Origin of the sequence: Rhizobium halophilum, from assembly GCF_021648825.1 — a bacterium.
In the GTDB taxonomy this organism is placed as follows: Bacteria; Pseudomonadota; Alphaproteobacteria; order Rhizobiales; family Rhizobiaceae; genus Neorhizobium; species Neorhizobium halophilum.
The window spans coordinates 276,768-293,644 of the sequence record NZ_JAKJHS010000001.1; the positions used below are offsets into that span (position 1 = coordinate 276,768).

Annotated in this window: 17 protein-coding genes and 1 pseudogene; 7 read left to right on the plus strand and 11 right to left on the minus strand. The window is 62.5% G+C overall.

What is annotated here, in order from left to right; all coding sequences use genetic code 11:
* The first annotated feature begins 88 nt into the window (after positions 1-88).
* The 3 genes and pseudogenes from LXM96_RS01435 to LXM96_RS01445 all read left to right on the plus strand — a co-directional run bounded on the left by LXM96_RS01435 (position 89) and on the right by LXM96_RS01445 (position 1,879).
* A complete protein-coding gene (locus LXM96_RS01435; RefSeq protein WP_239996450.1) occupies positions 89-1,234 on the plus strand; it encodes an alpha-hydroxy acid oxidase in 1,146 nt (381 codons plus the stop codon).
* 65 nt (positions 1,235-1,299) lie between these two features.
* Positions 1,300-1,475 (plus strand): annotated as a pseudogene (locus LXM96_RS01440) (type II toxin-antitoxin system HicA family toxin); the annotation flags it as partial.
* Entirely contained in the window at positions 1,472-1,879 is a 408-nt protein-coding gene (locus LXM96_RS01445; RefSeq protein WP_239996451.1) for a type II toxin-antitoxin system HicB family antitoxin, read from the plus strand. The pseudogene LXM96_RS01440 and the gene LXM96_RS01445, both read left to right, overlap by 4 nt.
* Before the next feature lie 30 nt (positions 1,880-1,909).
* Here LXM96_RS01445 and LXM96_RS01450 read toward each other — a convergent pair whose 3' ends face one another.
* The 9 genes from LXM96_RS01450 to LXM96_RS01490 all read right to left on the minus strand — a co-directional run bounded on the left by LXM96_RS01450 (position 1,910) and on the right by LXM96_RS01490 (position 7,354).
* Positions 1,910-2,089 carry a DUF3606 domain-containing protein gene (locus LXM96_RS01450; protein WP_394801865.1) on the minus strand — a complete coding sequence of 60 codons (180 nt, stop codon included), beginning with the start codon at positions 2,087-2,089 and terminating at the stop codon, positions 1,910-1,912.
* 115 nt (positions 2,090-2,204) lie between these two features.
* A complete protein-coding gene (locus LXM96_RS01455) occupies positions 2,205-3,011 on the minus strand; it encodes a hypothetical protein (RefSeq protein WP_239996453.1) in 807 nt (268 codons plus the stop codon).
* An 80-nt stretch (positions 3,012-3,091) separates the two neighbouring features.
* On the minus strand, positions 3,092-3,448 hold the full coding sequence (gene uraH, locus LXM96_RS01460; RefSeq protein ID WP_239996454.1) for a hydroxyisourate hydrolase: 357 nt from the start codon (positions 3,446-3,448) through the stop codon (positions 3,092-3,094).
* Positions 3,445-3,939: an ureidoglycolate lyase gene (locus LXM96_RS01465; RefSeq protein WP_239996455.1), complete on the minus strand. Its 495-nt coding sequence runs from the start codon at positions 3,937-3,939 to the stop codon at positions 3,445-3,447. The genes uraH and LXM96_RS01465 overlap by 4 nt, the downstream gene beginning before the upstream one ends.
* Before the next feature lie 5 nt (positions 3,940-3,944).
* Complete coding sequence (locus LXM96_RS01470; RefSeq protein WP_239996457.1) at positions 3,945-4,310, minus strand: HepT-like ribonuclease domain-containing protein; 366 nt, start codon at positions 4,308-4,310, stop codon at positions 3,945-3,947.
* The gene (locus LXM96_RS01475) at positions 4,307-4,597 is read right to left on the minus strand and encodes a nucleotidyltransferase family protein (RefSeq protein ID WP_239996459.1); all 291 of its coding nucleotides are present in this window, start codon (positions 4,595-4,597) and stop codon (positions 4,307-4,309) included. The genes LXM96_RS01470 and LXM96_RS01475 overlap by 4 nt, the downstream gene beginning before the upstream one ends.
* A 65-nt stretch (positions 4,598-4,662) precedes the next feature.
* Positions 4,663-5,160, minus strand: coding sequence for a 2-oxo-4-hydroxy-4-carboxy-5-ureidoimidazoline decarboxylase (gene uraD, locus LXM96_RS01480; RefSeq protein WP_239996461.1), 498 nt, complete (start codon positions 5,158-5,160; stop codon positions 4,663-4,665).
* A complete protein-coding gene (gene puuE, locus LXM96_RS01485; RefSeq protein ID WP_239996463.1) occupies positions 5,157-6,083 on the minus strand; it encodes an allantoinase PuuE in 927 nt (308 codons plus the stop codon). The genes uraD and puuE overlap by 4 nt, the downstream gene beginning before the upstream one ends.
* Before the next feature lie 83 nt (positions 6,084-6,166).
* Positions 6,167-7,354: an NAD(P)/FAD-dependent oxidoreductase gene (locus LXM96_RS01490; protein ID WP_239996464.1), complete on the minus strand. Its 1,188-nt coding sequence runs from the start codon at positions 7,352-7,354 to the stop codon at positions 6,167-6,169.
* On the opposite strand from LXM96_RS01490, the gene mnmD reads away from it, so the two are divergent.
* Positions 7,353-8,075, plus strand: coding sequence for a tRNA (5-methylaminomethyl-2-thiouridine)(34)-methyltransferase MnmD (gene mnmD, locus LXM96_RS01495; protein ID WP_239996466.1), 723 nt, complete (start codon positions 7,353-7,355; stop codon positions 8,073-8,075). The genes LXM96_RS01490 and mnmD overlap by 2 nt on opposite strands.
* Here the strand turns inward: mnmD and LXM96_RS01500 are convergent.
* Entirely contained in the window at positions 8,059-11,718 is a 3,660-nt protein-coding gene (locus tag LXM96_RS01500; protein WP_239996467.1) for a PAS-domain containing protein, read from the minus strand. The two genes, mnmD and LXM96_RS01500, sit on opposite strands and share 17 nt — an antisense overlap.
* Positions 11,719-12,091: 373 nt before the next feature.
* Here LXM96_RS01500 and LXM96_RS01505 point away from each other — a divergent pair, with 373 nt between their 5' ends.
* Positions 12,092-12,418, plus strand: coding sequence for a hypothetical protein (locus tag LXM96_RS01505; protein ID WP_239996468.1), 327 nt, complete (start codon positions 12,092-12,094; stop codon positions 12,416-12,418).
* 342 nt (positions 12,419-12,760) lie between these two features.
* On the plus strand, positions 12,761-14,251 hold the full coding sequence (locus LXM96_RS01510; protein ID WP_239996470.1) for a DEAD/DEAH box helicase: 1,491 nt from the start codon (positions 12,761-12,763) through the stop codon (positions 14,249-14,251).
* An 18-nt stretch (positions 14,252-14,269) separates the two neighbouring features.
* Here the strand turns inward: LXM96_RS01510 and LXM96_RS01515 are convergent, their stop codons facing one another.
* Positions 14,270-15,175: a DMT family transporter gene (locus LXM96_RS01515; RefSeq protein WP_239996472.1), complete on the minus strand. Its 906-nt coding sequence runs from the start codon at positions 15,173-15,175 to the stop codon at positions 14,270-14,272.
* A 291-nt stretch (positions 15,176-15,466) separates the two neighbouring features.
* On the opposite strand from LXM96_RS01515, the gene LXM96_RS01520 reads away from it, so the two are divergent.
* Complete coding sequence (locus LXM96_RS01520; protein ID WP_239997176.1) at positions 15,467-16,876, plus strand: circularly permuted type 2 ATP-grasp protein; 1,410 nt, start codon at positions 15,467-15,469, stop codon at positions 16,874-16,876.
* Position 16,877 lies beyond the last annotated feature (1 nt).

Genomic DNA, 16,877 nt, shown 5'->3' on the forward strand with positions numbered 1-16,877 from the left:
AACGTCATGGTGCGTCTTTTTTGCTGACGTCTCCAAATGACTCATGCTAGCTGACGATGAGACTGCGCCGGGGGAGGAAGTTCCGATCATGTCCAAGCCGCTGACTATTGCCGACCTGAAGACGCGCGCGCGGCGCCGGGTGCCGAAGATGTTCTTCGACTACGCAGACAGCGGCTCCTGGACCGAAGAAACTTACCGTGCCAACGAGGAAGACTTCGCCAAGGTGAAGCTTCGCCAGCGCGTGCTGGTGGACATGACGAACCGGTCGCTTGCCACCACCATGGTCGGTCAGGAGACATCCATGCCTGTGGCGCTGGCGCCGACCGGGCTTTGCGGCATGCAGCACGCCGACGGTGAGATGCTGGCGGCCAAGGCGGCAGAGGAGTTCGGCGTTCCCTTCACCCTCTCCACCATGTCGATCTGCTCGATCGAGGACGTAGCATCAGTGACCTCAAAGCCCTTCTGGTTCCAGCTCTACGTGATGAAGGACCGCGACTTCATCAACAACCTGATCGATCGCGCAAAGGCCGCGAACTGCTCGGCGCTGATGCTGACGCTCGACCTGCAGATCCTCGGCCAGCGCCACAAGGACCTGCGCAATGGTCTATCCGCGCCGCCGAAGTGGACGGTCCATCATGGCATACAGCTGGCCACCAAGCCCTTCTGGTGCATGGACATGCTGCGCACCAAGCGCCGCGGCTTCGGTAACATCGTCGGCCACGCCAAGAACGTCTCCGACCTCTCCTCGCTCTCGTCCTGGACGGCGGAACAGTTCGATCCGCAGCTGTCCTGGAAGGATGTGGCCTGGATCAAGGAGCGCTGGGGCGGCAAGCTGATCCTCAAGGGCATCCTGGACGAGGAAGATGCGCGCGCTGCAGCCGAGAGCGGTGCCGATGCGATCGTCGTGTCCAACCACGGCGGACGCCAACTGGATGGCGCGCTGTCATCGATCAGCATGCTACCGCGCATCGTCGACGCCGTCGGCGACAAGATCGAGGTCCATTTCGACGGCGGCATCCGCTCCGGCCAGGACGTGCTGAAGGCCGTGGCGCTCGGCGCCCGCGGCACCTATATCGGCCGCCCCTATCTTTACGGGCTGGGCGCCATGGGCAAGGCAGGCGTGACAACGGCGCTGGAGATCATCCGCAAGGAAATGGACGTCACCATGGCCCTCTGCGGCAAGCGCGACATCCACACCGTGGACCGCAGCGTGATCGCGGAGACGCGGTTCTAACCAGCCGCACACTTGAGCATGTGTAGTTGTGTGTATATATTTCGCGGCTAAAGAGTGCTGACATTATGCCGCGCTTGAGAAAGACGGTTGGCGTGAAGTTGCCCGAAAGGGAAGCCACGTGCAGATGAAGCACTCGTTCAAGCCGGGCCGTGTCACCATCCCTCACCCGAAACGCGACATCCCGGTCGGCACCTTGCGAAGTATCGAGAAACAGTCGGGTCTGAAACTGAGGCGAGCATGACCAGCTACATCGGCCTCATTCACAAGGAAGAAGGCAGCGATTACGGTGTATCGTTTCCTGATTTCCCGGGCGTCGTCACAGCTGGCGTGACGCTGGATGAGGCAAGACATCTTGCCGAAGAGGCACTGTCTTTTCACGTCGAAGGCATGCTTGAGGATGGCGATGCACTACCGGAGCCTGCACCCCTTGAACTCGTGATGCGCGACCCCGCCAACAGAGACGGTGTCGCGACCCTTGTCTCGGTGAAGACGCCGGAGGCGCGGGCAGTGCGCATCAACGTTACGTTGCCCGAGGACGTTCTGAAGAGGGTCGATGCGTTCGCTTCTCGTCAAGGCATGACGCGGTCGGGGTTCCTCGCAAGAGCCGCGCGGCATGAAATGGAGAGAGAAGGCGGGCCTTTGTAAGGGAACCGACGCGTCTCCGTAGGCTTCAGGCTATTCGCCCTCTTCCAGCCTCGCCTCCACCTTCCTTCGGCTGTTGCCGACGTCGTGCACGGCGTCCTTGACCTCTGCCTTGGATACGCCTTCCTTGTCGGCTTCGTAGCGGACTTCGTAGTCCTGGCCGGCAGCGACGCGGGCTCGATCCTGGGCGCGTCCGCGGTTGGTGTGGCTCATCGTCAGATCCTCCTGAATGCTGTTACGCAGGCAGAATCTTCGGCGAGTCGAAAGGTTCCAGACAAGCGGCAGGTAGCAAGGCGTGTGCCGGAGCGCGCACGAAGCTGAGGGATGTCTAGCACCAGCCGCCGCTGGAGCCGGGGCGTCTGGCAAGGCCCTCACGGACGAGCACATCCGACAGCGAGACACCGTTGCGCATGATGGCGCGGATCTTGTGGCCACCGCTGTCTTCATCGCCGGCACTGGCAGCGATGATGTCGAAGGGGCCGGAATCAAGAAAGGCCCGCACCCGAAGCTTCGCGTCGCTTGCCTTGATCCGTTCGGCTTCGCATCGCGGCTTCTTGATGTCTGGTACCTCGATCCCGGCGATCCTGATCGTCTCTCCCTTCAGCATGAAACGGTCAGCCGCGATAACACAGTCATCCTGCTTGGCCGTGCCGCACAGGAAGAACTTTGTCTGGTGACGGCCACCGGATATCTGCGGCGCGTCCGGCCGGATGGCCGCAGGGGTCACGGCAGCCGGGCGACCGGCCTCGGGCTTCCCGATCGGCGCCGGCGGAGTGATGGCCGCCGTCTGGATACCGTCATGGCGCTGGTTCGGCGCTAATCTCTTGCTCTCGCGCTCGGCATGCCCGACCGGGCGCTGCGGCACCGGGACATCCCGCGCTGTTGACTGCGAATTGCGCGACCCGCGCTCCGCCGAAGTTTTTGCAACGTCACGGGAGGCGATGACGGGCTGCTTTCCGTCCATGACGGAGGCCGCGAAACGCTGCAGCTCGACGGAGTTGTCATGGGCTGCAATGCCGCCAACCACTGCCAAGAGCGCGAGGCCCCACATCCAGGTGGAACCGCCGCCGCTGCTTGCTGGGCGCTTCTTGCGCCCGCCGCCCTTGCGTGCCGTCTTGCGTTTCGGTCCCGCCATCTCGCCCTCTCATCGACTCGCGGCGGAGTATGGGCGCGCGATGGTTTCCGAAAGGTTTCTGCGAGCCCCATGCCCGCGGCTCAACTGCCCCGGTAAGTGGAATAGCCGAAGGGCGAAAGAAGCAGCGGCACGTGATAATGCGCCGTCGTGTCCGCGATGCCGAAGCGGATGGGAATGACGTCGAGGAAGGGGGGCTCCGGCAGGCTGTGCCCCGTCATGCGCAGGTAATCACCGGCGTGGAAGACAAGCTCGTATTCGCCGGTCTGGAAGGCATCGTTGGCGAGTATCGGGCCGCCATCAACGCGTCCGTCGGCGTTGGTGTCGACGCTCTTCACCTTCTCGCGCTCGCCGCCCGAGAGCCGGTAAAGGTCGATCTTCAGCCCCTGTGCCGGGACGCCGCGTGCAGTATCCAGGACGTGGGTGGTGAGGCCGGTCATAGGCGTGGCTCCTCGATCAGGTAAGGTGTCTCGTAGGCGAATTCTTCAAGGTTCGTTTCCGGCCGGTCGCGGTCGACGACGAGGAAATCGCTGACATCGCCGAGCGCCATCAGCGGATGATGCCAGACGTTGCGGCGATAGTTCACGCCCTGGCGGCCGGTTGCCAGGAAGACCTGCGGCTGGCCGGGCCGTCCATCCTCATCCTCGGCAACGGCGACGAGGAAGGGCCGCCCCGAGAGCGGTGAAAAGCTCTGGCTGCCGAAGGGATGGCGCTCCATCATGGCGATCTCGTAGGGAAAGCGCCTTGGCTGGCCCCGAAAGAGGCTGATGATGACGCCCTCGCCCTCTGCCTCGGCAACCGAGAGCCGATGGAAGCGCTCCGTCGTGCCGCCGTTGATCAGTCGCATCGTTGAGGGATCGGCTTCGATGACGTCGCCGAAGGGCGCGAACGTCGCGGCCGTTAAGGGACGGATAGGGAGTTCGATGGGCAAAGGCATCATTCTCCCTGGATATGCGGGTGACGGAGTTGGTCGATCTGTCGGACAAGCTTCGGCAGGTCGCACTGCACAGTCTCCCATAGGATACGGAAATCCAGCCGGTCATATTGGTGAACCACGAGGTTGCGCATACGCCGGATCTTGCTCCAGGCGATCTCCGGTTGCTCAGACGCGATGTCCGGAAACAACGTCTGGATACGTGCAGCGGCGGTCGCGATTAAAACGAAGGTCATCGCCACCGCACGCTGACGCAAGAGATCCTGCTCGAATGCCTCCAAGCTCACCTCCTCGAGGAAATCGATCGCCTCTCGCGCCGCCTCCTCCATATCGATAAGGTTATCGAGCAGGCGTTCTTCCGGTGTCATATGGTGCGCGCTTCGGCAAGAACCCGGTCGCGCATCCGCGCCTTCAGGCCGCTGGCCGTGACCACGTCGACCCTGCAAGGCAGCAGATCCTCCATCTCGGCTTGAAGCCCCCCGAGATCGAACAAGGTCATGCCGGGCAGAGCATCGATCAGAATGTCGAGATCGCTGTCCGGTCGGCCCTCACCCCGTGCAACAGAACCGAAAACACGCGGATTGGCCGCCTTATGACGGGCCGTTGCAGCGCGGATCGCTTCCCTGTTCTGCTCCAGCACCTCGGAAGGTCTCATGGTCAAGTCACTCCTGATGCCGTGAATATAGGCGATCGCAGACAGGCTGGAAAGAACATGCCGCCTTACCCCTCCGGCAGAAGCGCTGCCAGACGAAGGCTCGCAATGCGCTCCACTTGGGCGGCTGCGGTTTCGAACTCCTGCTCGGGACTATTGTGAATCCGCCTCTCAAAGGCCTCGAGGATCTCGTGCTTGTCGAGACCCTTGACGGCGATGATGAAGGGAAAGCCGAACTTTTCGGTATAGGCGGTGTTGAGCTCGGTGAAGCGGGCGTGCTCCTGCGGGGTCAGTCGGTCGAGGCCGGCGCCCGCCTGCTCGTTGCGGCTGTCCTCCGTCAGCTCGCCGGCGATGGCAAGCTTGCCGGCGAGATCGGGATGAGCCCGCAGCACGCCAAGCCGTTCCTCGCGGCTTGCCTGCCGGAACACGCTCACCATCGCTTCATGGACGCCCTTTGCGGTCAGCGGCACGAAGATCATGCCGCTGTCATAGGCACGCTCGGCAATGAAGGGCGAATGTTCGAAGACGCCGCCGAAGCGGGCGATGAAGTCCTCTCGCGCGGTCATGCGCCCTCTCCCGGCTGATGATGGTCGTGCCAGTGACGAGCGATCTCGATCCGCTGCGGGATCCACACCTTCTCGTGGGACAGGATGTATTCGATGAAGCGGCGAAGCGCGGCGGCGCGGCCGGGGCGCCCGACGAGGCGGCAGTGCAGGCCGACGGACATCATCTTCGGCGCGCCTTCCCTGCCCTCCTGGTAGAGCACGTCGAACGCATCCTTCAGGTACGCGAAGAACTGGTCGCCGGAGTTAAAGCCCTGCGGCGTAGCAAAGCGCATGTCGTTGGTTTCCAGCGTGTAGGGGATGATCAGGAATGGCTTCCCGTCGAGACCCGGCACCCAATAGGGCAGGTCGTCCGCGTAGGAATCGGACGAATAGAGGAAGCCGCCCTCCTCCATGACCAGCCGCAGCGTGTTGACGGACGGCTTGCCCTGGTACATGCCGTACGGACGCTCGCCCGTCAGTTCCGTGTGCAGGCGCACGGCCTCCCGGATGTGCTCGCGCTCCTTCTCGAGCGAAAAATCCTTGTATTCCAGCCAGCGGTAGCCGTGGCTGGCGATTTCCCAGCCTGCCTCTTTCATCGCCGCGACCGCTTCCGGGTTGCGCGCCATGGCAAGTGTCACGCCGTAGACCGTCGTCTGCACCTTGAGCTCGGTAAACATCCGCCACAAGCGCCAGAAGCCGGCACGCGAGCCGTATTCGTAGATCGATTCCATGTTGAGGTTGCGCTGGCCGGGCCAAGGGGCGGCGCCGACAATTTCGGACAGGAGATTTTCCGAGGCCGGATCGCCATCGAGAATACTGCTCTCGCCCCCCTCCTCGTAGTTGATGACGAACTGGACGGCGACATGAGCGCCGCCTGGCCACTTCGGATCGGGCGGGTTGCGGCCGTAGCCGACGAGATTGCGGGGGTAATCGTTCACGGACATCAAATCACCTTGTGAAACATGGTGGTGACGGTAGCCAGCCGGTTCGCCGCTGTCGAGACGGAATTCTCAGCCACCGGCCCGCCTCACGCCGGCTGTTTCGCAAGCGCCAGATGACTGGCAAAGGTGAAAGAGGCCGGGACGTCCATCGGCCGTCCTACCATGGCCGACAGGGCAGCATCGGCGAGCCGGTGAGCGATGCCGAAGCTGACCTTGAAACCGCCGGTCAACGCGATCAGGTCAGGGTGATCGGGATGCGGCCCGACCATGGGTTCGCGGCCGATCGCCTTTGGGCGAAGGCCCGCCCAACGTCCGACGACCTCGGCTTGCCTTAGGGCCGGAACCAGCTGGCGCGCGCGCTCCAGCAGGTCGTCCAGCTTCTCATCTGTCGCAAACGGAGCCTCGAATTCCTCCTCGCTGGTGCTGCCGATCGCCACCATTCCGTCGTCGTGCGGGACGACATAGAGGCCGTTGAGGAAGATGATCGGGTGTGCCGGGTCCATGTTTGCCTTGAGGAGTGCCGCCTGTCCCTTGACCGGGCGGCCGAGCGATCGCGGCAACGGCCCGCCGACCCTATCCAGGAGGGGAAATGACGAAGGTCCTGCCGCGACCACGCAGTGGCCGAAGGAGATCTCGACGCCACCCTTCATCACCACGCGTTTCTGCTCCGGTTCAACGCGAGCGACCGGTGCTCCTTCGGCCACCGTCACATGCCGCGATGCTCGCAGGCGCTCCGCCAGAACCGACATCAGCATGCGAGGAGAGACGCGGCCGGCGAGCGTCTCGTGAACCACGCCCGCTTCGGCAAAGGCGGGATCGAGACCGAAGCTCTCCGATGCATCCAGCACGTTCCATTCGAAGGCGCGACCGTCACCGCCCCAGTTCGCTTTCGCCTCCTCGCTGTGACGCAGCGCGATGTCGCGCAGATGCGGCTTTGGTAACGGGATCAGCCGGCCCGAGCGGCGATAGCCGCAGGATCGATCGGTTTCGGCCTCCAACTGCGCAATCTCCACCTCCAGGGAAATAAGCGCGTCGAACTGGAACTGCTTCTTGTCGTTCCACCTGTCCGGCACATGCGGCATCAGCGCGCCGAGCAGACCTCCGCTTGCACCGCTGGCAATCCGGTCCGCTTCCAGCAGCAACGTCGGGATGCCCAGGCGGTCGGCTTTCAGCGCTGCCCAGAGGCCCATGATGCCGCCGCCGATAATGACGAGGTCCTTCTGCGAGGGAAGCGATTGACCGGCCCGGCCGGCGGGACTATCGGCTGAGGTCATGAGCGACGAGATTTCCGAGAATGGTGGCGAAGGCCTTCAGTGGCATGAGGGCGATATGCCTTTTTCCACCCAATTTGGCGACCACTTTTATTGCCGCAGCGACGGGCGGCTCGAATGCGGCCACGTCTTTCTTGCCGGCAACGGCCTGCCGGACCGGTGGGAAGCGGGCGGCGAATTCCGCATCGGCGAACTCGGCTTCGGCACGGGGTTGAACTTCTGCGAGACCTGGCGGCAATGGAAGCTCAACCGGAAGACCGGCGCCACCCTCCACTTCACGTCCTTCGAGCTTTACCCGATGCGGGCTCAGGAGATCGACCGCGCACTTTCGCACTGGTCGGAGATCGACGATGAGCGACAGGCCTTGGTCGAGGCCTGGCCGGCGGACCCGCAGGGACGGGTGGAGATTGTTGCCGACGAACAGACGCGGCTGACGGTTGTCGTCGGGCCCGCGCTTGAGGGCGTCGTTGGCGAACCAGGCGACTTCGACACATGGTTCCTCGATGGCTTCGCACCGTCTCGCAATCCGGACATGTGGTCGCCGGAACTGATGCGGACGGTCTACGACAAGACGCTCACCGGGGGCAGCTTCGCCACCTATGCCGCCGCCGGCTTCGTGCGGCGAAACCTACAGGCGGCAGGCTTTGAGGTGGAGCGCAGGCCGGGCTTCGCCGGCAAACGCGAGATGCTGTGCGGACAGAAGGGATCTAGAGAGATGATCTAGAGGGAGCGGTCTCCCCCAGCCATGCCTTGATCTTCTGCTCCAGGAGTTCGGGACTGATCGGCTTGGACATATAATCGTCCATGCCGGCAGCAATGCAGAGCTCCTTGTCGCTTTCCAGTGCGTGTGCCGTCACACCGATGATTGGGACATGGCCGCCGGTCTGCTTTTCCAGTTCGCGGATCTTCTGGGTTGCCTGATGACCGTTCATCACCGGCATCGAAACGTCCATCAGGATCAGAGAAGGATCCATCTGCTGCCAAGTATCTACGGCCTTGGCGCCATTCTCGACGATCTCGAAGCGCCAGCCGGTCCCCTGCAGGATCTGCGTGAAAACGATCTGGTTGACCTCATTGTCTTCCGCCACCAGCACGTCAAGGGACGGCAGCGAGCGGACGGCGGGTGTCGAAACGGGCGCGCCAGGCAAGGCCGGTTCAGGGACAACGGCGACGATTGGCTCGACTGTAGGCGCTTTCATCGGGACCGCCGTCTGCCGCTTGATCCGAACCGAGCGCACCACCTCGATCACCGTCGCCCGCAAGAGGTTTGCCCGCGCCGGCTTCATCAGGTGAGCCTGTACATTGAGAGCGGCAAAGGTCGCCTCGTCGCCAGCCATGTCCATCGAGGTGAGGAAGATGATGCCGACCTCGTCCAGGCGCCGGTCGCTGCGGATGTGGCGGGCAACGTCCAGCCCGTTCATCTCCGGCATGTGATAATCGAGCACAACGGCCTCGATCGTGATGCCAAGGCGAAGACACTCCCGCATCACGGCAAGGCCCTCTGCGCCACCGTCGGCGGCGACAGTATCGAAGCCCCACATGGTGAGTTGCTCGGTCAGGATCCGCCGGTTCACGGCATTATCGTCCACGACCAGTACCCGCGCGCCAGCCGTATTGACGGGTAGCGTCGTGTTCGTGGTGCGCTCACTGACGACGTGGAAGGGCAGATGAACGGTGAACACCGAGCCTCTGCCGACCTCGCTTGCCACATCGATGTGCCCTCCGAAGAGATCGACCAGCCCCGCCGTGATGGCAAGGCCGAGGCCCGTGCCCTCGTGACGGCGGGTCGAGGACGCGTCCACCTGGGAGAATTTTTCGAAGACCGAGTTCAGCTTCTCCTCCGGGATGCCGAGGCCGGTGTCTTCGATCCGCACGCTCAGCATCATCTCGCCTTCGGCAACGGCTTCGGAATGCAAGTCGATGAAGACGTGCCCTTTTTCGGTGAACTTGACCGCATTGCCGACGAGGTTGGTGATGATCTGGCGGAAGCGGCCAGCATCTCCCAGCACCGTGTCCTTGACCGAGGCGTCCCCGCGAACAATCAGTTCGATGTCCTTCTCTGCAGCGGAGGAGGAAAGCAGCGTCGCAACGTCCTCGATCGCCTCGACCGGATCGAAGGGCGCCTTGCGCAGCTTCATTTGTCCGGCGTCGATCTTGGAGAAGTCGAGGATGTCGTTGATGATCGTCAAGAGCGCATTGCCGGACTTGACGATGATGTCGATGAAGGTCTTCTGCCGCGTGTCGAGGTTGGACTTCGCCAGCAGTTCCGCCATCCCGAGCACGCCGTTCATCGGTGTGCGGATTTCATGGCTCATATTGGCGAGGAATTCCGACTTTGCCTTATCCGCAGCCTCTGCCCGCTGGACCAGACGTGTCAGTTCCTGTTCGCGCTCCTTGACATCAGTGACATCGGTAAAGACGGCGAGCCAGTGATCGCTGCCGCTGAGGTTGGCTTCGACGTGTATCCACTTGCGACCTTCGATCTTGAAGGTCGCCTCCACGGAGTTACCCTGGCTGACATTTTCTTCCCAGGCGCGCAGGGTCTCCATTGCCTCATCGGATGGACCCAGATCGCCGCGCTTGACGCAGTGCCGGAAGACGTCCCGCCACTGCGCGCCGGGATTGCCGAGTTCTTCCGGTATCTCCAGCATCGTCGGAAGCGCGTTGTTGGAGAACACGATCGTGCCATCGTGCAGGATGAGCAACCCCTGCGACATCGCGCTCGTGGCCTCCCGCATGAGCGCGCCTTGGCGGTCCAGTGCCTGTTGAGCTGCCCGCATCTCCTCATCACGCCTGCGGATCGCCGTGATATCGGTATAGCTGAGCAGCAGCTTGTCGCCGGTCAGCCGGGTGCCTGAGATGAGGATGATGCGCCCCTGGGCGCTGCGAACTTCGATCGGCGGCTGCTCCCCCTCGTGGGTCAGATCCGCAATGCGCTGGGCATAGATCTCGTCGAAGCTCTTGCCGGTATGAGCATAGATCCCGTTGTCGAAATTGGCCTGGAGGAAATCGCGGTACGGCCGGCCGATCAGTTCGAACCGTTCGCCGGCGTCCCAAAAGCCGTAAAAGGCCGGGTTGGTATATTCGAACTTCAGCTCGCCATCGAGAATGGCAATCCCCACGGGAATCCCGCCGAGGATGGTCTGCATATCCTGGCGCAGCTTCTCGGCATGCTCCATCGCCTGCTTGTAAGGCGTGATGTCGGTGATCGATCCGACCAGGTGAGGCTCGCCTTCGGCATCAACCACCCGCATCTGGCGTGTCATCACCGGGATAACGCGACCGTCCGGGAAGCTCTTGTCCTCTGCCTTCTCCACGATCTCGCCTTCGGCGATGATCCGGCTGTTTTCTTCCTTGCTACGCTCGGCTTTCCACGGAAACATCTCTGCATCCGTCTTGCCGAGAATGTTCTCGCGCTTGTCGCCGAACATTTCCTCATAGGCGGAATTGACGAACTGCAGCCGCTGTTGACTATCACGCATGAAGACGGCAACCGGCAGGCCCTCGAGCACGGCGCGCAGGAGCTCGGCATCACCGATGTTCTTGCGCAAAAGATGCTCCTGCTCCTTGAAGTCGGTTACGTCGGAGCGCAAAGCGATGACCAGACCGTTGTCCAATCGCTTGTTGATGCTCTTCAACCAGCGACCGTCAAGCAGTTGCTCGACCGTTTCCGAGTATGGCTGCGCGAAGGTCCTGAGCCGCTCCTGCACCCAGGCCGATTTGTCGGGAAGGGCTCGCCCGGCAGAGCGCGGACTGGCTTTCAGGCCCTTCTCGTAGGTTTCCTCGGCGATCTGTTCGAACTTGAGGCCGTGCCGGAGCGAGACCCCAAAGGTGTCGAAGAATTCCGCAAGCTGCGCATTATGGTAGATCAGCGCGTTGGTCTCATCGTAGATGCCGATGCCCACGTCGAGAAGGTCGAGCGCATCCTCGAGCTGCAGATCCTGCTGCTGGCTGCCTGCGTTTCCTTGCATATTTTTCCCCTCCCCTGGCGGTGCGATCACCTGCGCCAGGTGATCCGTCTCCTCCACCGGCATGAAGCGACCGAAGATGAAGGTCTGGTCATCTTCGGTGACGAAGCGCTCGATCGCGATATCGTATTCGTGCGCCACACCCGCCTCTGCGAAGCGCACCGTTTCTTCCGTCCCGAAGATGAGCGCGCGGCACTCCTTGTCCCGGCGTTCCTGCTCGCACGACAAAGTGTTGCCCGTATGACTTGGCCGCCCGAGCAGGTCATCCGGTTTGACATCAAGCAGAGCTGCGTAGCTGGCATTGACGGCGACGTAGGTGAGCGAGCTGTCCTTGATGAACGCAGGATCGCGCAGATCATCGATCCGCGCGCAGGCCATGCTCAGGAGTTGACCCTGCATCTCCACCGTCTTCCGCTCCAACCGCGTCGGCGGCTGCCGCAGCGACTTTGTTGTGTTCGATTCGCGAATAACACCATAGCGAGCGTTAACAACTCCTTGAGCACGAGGTGTTCTCCCTGTCGGGCAGGGTGACGCGACCGGACGAGATGGCTCGGGGAGCTGCAACAGCTTCGTCCATCTTTCGCCACGCAAGCGCCCGAAACAGGCCGCAGTTCTCGCGAAAGCTGCAGCGCGCTTCAGCTTCTTCAACTGCAGGAGGGCCAATCTGCAGCGCGCCGTTCAGCCTGCATTCATTGGCGTTCCATCAATATGCCTGCATCCAATCGGAAACTCCGGAAGTGCCCTGGAAAGGGAAAGGAACAAGAGGATGGCAATGCTCAAGAAGATAACGACTGCAGGTCTGATTGCCTTGTCGACAGCCGGAGCACTCCCAGCGACGGCACCTGCGGCACAGGCTGGCGGACGCCACCACCACAATGATGACGTCTGGGTGGGTGTCGCAGCCGGTCTTGCCGGCGGCCTCATCGGAGGCGCAATCGCTTCTCAGCCGCGCCCGGTTTATGTCGAGCCGGCCTATGAATATGCGCCGCCGCCGCCGCCGGTATACCGCCGCACCTATTACCGTACCGCCCCGCGCTGCCACTTCGAGTGGGTGGAGAATGAATGGGGCGAAGCGTACCGCGCTCGCGTCTGCTACTAGGCGAGACGCCAAATGCCATTCAAGAGCCCATTTCCCACCCGGAAGTGGGCTCTTTCGTTGAGGCCGTTCTTTGGCCACTTGACTTCCGACCCTTTATCCACCACATGACGCTCAGCTTTCACCTTCCGGCCGCCGCGTGAGCTGGCCCTGCGACAACCGATCGCGAAGAAGGAACAAGGCGCACAGACAGATCGCCCTCGCCCCCGAGGGTTTACGCGCTGGGAAGCAATTTCCAACTCACAAGTTCCCATTTCACGCGGGGTTCTTGACGCCAAGGGCAAACCGGACGGCATGGTGCCGTAGCCGGTTGTGCGCTTTTGGCGCCCCGAAAAGGTATTCGACTTGACGAACTTCCATGAGCTTGGCCTCGCCAAGCAGCTCGTAACCACTCTTTCCGCCCTCGGTTACGAGAACCCGACGCCAATTCAGGCTGAGGCTATCCCCCATCTTCTTCAGGGCCGCGACCTGATCGGTCTCGCCCAGACGGGCACCGGCAAGACGGCCGCCTTCGGCCTGCCGCTGATCGAGATGCTGTCGAAGGACCCGAAGCGTCCCGACAACCGTACAACCCGCACGTTGATCCTTGCTCCGACCCGCGAACTGGTGAACCAGATCGCTGTCAACCTGAAGAGCTATGTCCGCGGCATTCCGTTGAAGATCAATTCCGTCGTCGGCGGTGCGTCGATCAACAAACAGCAGCAGATGCTGGAGAAGGGCACCGACATCCTCGTGGCGACGCCTGGCCGCCTCCTGGACCTCGTTGCCCGCAAGGCGATCGGGCTGACCACCGTCCGCTACCTCGTCCTTGACGAAGCCGACCAGATGCTCGACCTCGGCTTCATCCACGACCTGCGCAAGATTTCCAAGATGGTGCCGAAGAAGCGCCAGACGCTGCTCTTCTCGGCAACCATGCCGAAGGCGATTGCAGAACTGGCTGGCGAGTACCTGACGGATCCGATCCAGGTGTCCGTGACGCCTCCCGGCAAGGCGGCCGACAAGGTGGAGCAGTATGTCCACTTCCTCGGCGGAAAGAACGACAAGACGGAGCTCCTGAAGCAGACGCTGACGGCAAATCCGGATGGTCGCGCGATTGTCTTCATGCGCACCAAGCACACCGCCGAGAAGCTGATGAAGCATCTCGACCAGGTCGGTTACTCCGTTGCCTCCATCCACGGCAACAAGAGCCAGGGCCAGCGCGAGCGGGCGTTGAAGGGCTTCCGCGACGGCGAGATCCAGACGCTGATTGCCACCGACGTTGCGGCGCGCGGCATCGACATCCCCGGCGTCACGCACGTCTTCAACTACGATCTTCCAGAGGTTCCGGACGCCTATGTGCACCGCATCGGCCGAACTGCGCGCGCCGGTCGCGATGGCATTGCCATCGCCTTTTGCACGCCGGACGAGACGGGCCTGCTGCGTGACATCGAGAAGCTGATGGGGATAGAGATCACCACGGCGTCCGGCGAGCGCCCGCAAAACGCCAACCGTCCGGCCAGGGGCAACAACAACCGCGGCGGCAATCGCAGTCGTGGCGGCAATGGCCCCGGCGGCGAAGGACGTCCACCGCGCCGTGAGCGCCCGGCCCGCAAGCCCTTCTTCCAGTCGGAAGGCGGGGAAGGCCGCGGCGATGGCCAGGAGCGAGGCAACCAGCCTCAGGCCAACCGGCCGGCCCGCAAGGACCACCGCAAGGGCAATGCCCCGGCAGCCCACGGTGCCCACGAGAGCGCAAACCAGCGCAATCGCAACGGCCACGGCCGTCCTGCTCACAAGGGCAGCGGCAACGCCGGCCCAGTGAAGTTCGGCGGTAACGAAGGCCGCAAGCGGCCGGCTTGAAGGCCAACTATGGAATGATCAAACGGCGGGCTCGATGCCCGCCGTTTTCGTTTGAGCCTTACGGTTCACCATGTAGACACCGGCGACGACGATCACGGTGCCGACGATCATTGGCAGCGTCAGCGGCTCACCGAAAAGGAACAGAGCCTCGATCGCGACAACCGGCGGCATCAGGTAGATCAGCGAAGCGGCGCGGGACACCTGACCCCGTCGGATCAGGTAGAGAAGCAGGCCGACCGCTCCCATGGAAATGCCGAAGACGGACCAGGCCATGGCGAAGATCGCGTCACCGGTCCAGTCAAAGCGCAGGTCCTCGATGAGGAGCGCCAGCGGCAGAGTGACGAGGAAGGCGCCGATGAACTGCAATACGGCGATGCTCAAAAGATCCCCCTGTTGCAGGTGCCTCTTCTGATAGAGCGTACCGTAGGTGACGGAAAACATCGCCGCGAGGTTGATCATCACCGGGAAGCCGAGGCCAGAAAGTCCGTTCTCCATGGTGTCGAGAAGCTGGGGAGAGATCGCGATCAGGATGCCGATGAACCCCACGACGATGCCGATCTTCTGGCGCGGCCGCAGCCTCTCGCTGATCAGAAGCGGCGCCAGCGCGGCCGTGAGAAGGGGCTGAAGGCCCGCGATGATCCCCGAAAGTCCCGCCGGCACCCCCTGGCCGATCGCCCACCAGACACCAGCGAGATAGAGTCCGTGCAGGAAGACGCCAGAGACCATGCCGTGCAGGATGGCCGTCCGCTGGCGCGGCCATCTTGCACCGGCGACGAAACAGAGGCCGGTGAAGGCGACCGCAGCCAGCGCATGCCGGGCGGCCATGAAGGTAAGAGGGTCCGCATGTGCTACGGCGAACTTCGCAACCAGCCAGCCAGTAGACCAGAGAAGGACGAAGAGGGCCGGAGCCAGGCGATCGAGCATGTAACGGTTCCGGCCATCGGCAAGAGCGGAGATGGACGTACCTAGACACCGTATACATCAACGTCAAAGCAGAAAAACTGACAGGAGCAGTCAATCCCGCTGACGAGCAAAGAGGGCGAAGCAGTTCGAATGCCGGCCTCAGCCAATCCTGCACAAAAGAAATGCAATCCGACGGACCGGGAGGCGCAGGGCGAACCGGAGCCCCGCCGTTAAGGGGCGGTCGCAGCTAGCATGCTTCTTGCATAACCGAAGAGCTTGTATTCAAATGGCTAAAAAATGGGGAACCTGCCGTTGGGCTTTGACGAGATGCTGACTGCGGACAGCCGTCCGCGACCACCCTACGACGCCTACGATGCGTGGTATTCGAGCCAGGATCCGGCACATCTCCTCCAGAAGACAAGGGACGCGGAAAACATCTTCCGCAAGACTGGAATCACCTTCGCAGTCTACGGCCACGCCGATTCCTCCGAGAAGCTGATTCCCTTCGACATCATTCCAAGGATCATCTCCGCCCGCGAATGGCGCAGGCTCGCCCAGGGAATCGAGCAACGCGTCCTGGCATTGAACGCCTTCCTCGACGACATCTACCACAAGCAGGAGATCATTCGGGCGGGCCGGATCCCGCGCGAACTGATCGAGCGGAACAAGACCTTCCTGCCGGAGATGATCGGCTTCAAGCCGCCCGGCGGCGTCTACACTCATATCGTCGGCACCGATATCGTGCGCACCGGCGAGGACCAGTTCTACGTGCTCGAGGATAATGCACGCACGCCTTCCGGGGTCAGCTACATGCTGGAGAACCGGGAGACGATGATGCAGATGTTCCCGGACCTGTTCACCCGCATCAAGGTGCGGCGGGTTGAGAATTATCCCTATCTCCTGCGCCAGTCGCTCGCCTCGCTGGCGCCGAAAGGCTGCACGGGCAAGCCGCGCGTCGCGGTGCTGACCCCCGGCATCTACAACTCCGCCTATTACGAGCACGCCTTCCTTGCCGACACCATGGGCGTGGAACTGGTCGAGGGCTCGGATCTTCGGGTGATCGACGGCCGGGTGAAGATGCGCACCACCCGAGGCTACGAAGCGATCGACGTGCTTTACCGACGCGTCGACGACGACTTTCTCGACCCCCTCACCTTCCGGCCCGACTCCGCGCTGGGCGTTCCGGGCATCATGGATGTCTACCGGGCCGGCAACATCACTATTGCCAACGCGCCGGGGACGGGGATCGCGGATGACAAGGCGATCTATTCCTACATGCCGGAGATCGTCGAGTTCTACACGGGCCGCAAGGCGATGCTGGAGAACGTGCCCACGTGGCGTTGCTCGGAACCGGAGAGCTGCGCCTATGTCATCGAGCACCTCGATGAACTGGTAGTGAAGGAAGTCCATGGCTCCGGCGGCTATGGAATGCTGGTCGGCCCGACAGCGACCAAGAAGGAGCGCACCGAGTTCGCAGCCAAACTGAAGGCCAGGCCCGCGAACTACATCGCCCAGCCGACGCTCTCGCTCTCCACGGTCCCCATTTTCGTCAATAAGGGGATCGCCCCCCGGCACGTGGATCTGAGGCCCTACGTGCTGGTCTCCGACAAGGTGACCATCATTCCGGGCGGGCTGACCCGGGTGGCGCTGAAGCAGGGCTCGCTGGTGGTCAATTCCAGCCAGGGCGGGGGCACGAAGGACACCTGGGTATTGGAGGACTGAG

What these genes read in the sequence shown, in the direction of transcription:
- LXM96_RS01435 (WP_239996450.1), top strand. Translation starts at nt 89, where the DNA reads ATGTCCAAGCCGCTGACTATTGCCGACCTGAAGACGCGCGCGCGGCGC.
- LXM96_RS01445 (WP_239996451.1), top strand. Translation starts at nt 1,472, where the DNA reads ATGACCAGCTACATCGGCCTCATTCACAAGGAAGAAGGCAGCGATTAC.
- LXM96_RS01450 (WP_394801865.1), bottom strand. Translation starts at nt 2,089, where the DNA reads ATGAGCCACACCAACCGCGGACGCGCCCAGGATCGAGCCCGCGTCGCT.
- LXM96_RS01455 (WP_239996453.1), bottom strand. Translation starts at nt 3,011, where the DNA reads ATGGCGGGACCGAAACGCAAGACGGCACGCAAGGGCGGCGGGCGCAAG.
- uraH (WP_239996454.1), bottom strand. Translation starts at nt 3,448, where the DNA reads ATGACCGGCCTCACCACCCACGTCCTGGATACTGCACGCGGCGTCCCG.
- LXM96_RS01470 (WP_239996457.1), bottom strand. Translation starts at nt 4,310, where the DNA reads ATGACACCGGAAGAACGCCTGCTCGATAACCTTATCGATATGGAGGAG.
- LXM96_RS01475 (WP_239996459.1), bottom strand. Translation starts at nt 4,597, where the DNA reads ATGAGACCTTCCGAGGTGCTGGAGCAGAACAGGGAAGCGATCCGCGCT.
- uraD (WP_239996461.1), bottom strand. Translation starts at nt 5,160, where the DNA reads ATGACCGCGCGAGAGGACTTCATCGCCCGCTTCGGCGGCGTCTTCGAA.
- puuE (WP_239996463.1), bottom strand. Translation starts at nt 6,083, where the DNA reads ATGTCCGTGAACGATTACCCCCGCAATCTCGTCGGCTACGGCCGCAAC.
- mnmD (WP_239996466.1), top strand. Translation starts at nt 7,353, where the DNA reads ATGAGCGACGAGATTTCCGAGAATGGTGGCGAAGGCCTTCAGTGGCAT.
- LXM96_RS01490 (WP_239996464.1), bottom strand. Translation starts at nt 7,354, where the DNA reads ATGACCTCAGCCGATAGTCCCGCCGGCCGGGCCGGTCAATCGCTTCCC.
- LXM96_RS01500 (WP_239996467.1), bottom strand. Translation starts at nt 11,718, where the DNA reads ATGCAGGGTCAACTCCTGAGCATGGCCTGCGCGCGGATCGATGATCTG.
- LXM96_RS01505 (WP_239996468.1), top strand. Translation starts at nt 12,092, where the DNA reads ATGCTCAAGAAGATAACGACTGCAGGTCTGATTGCCTTGTCGACAGCC.
- LXM96_RS01515 (WP_239996472.1), bottom strand. Translation starts at nt 15,175, where the DNA reads ATGCTCGATCGCCTGGCTCCGGCCCTCTTCGTCCTTCTCTGGTCTACT.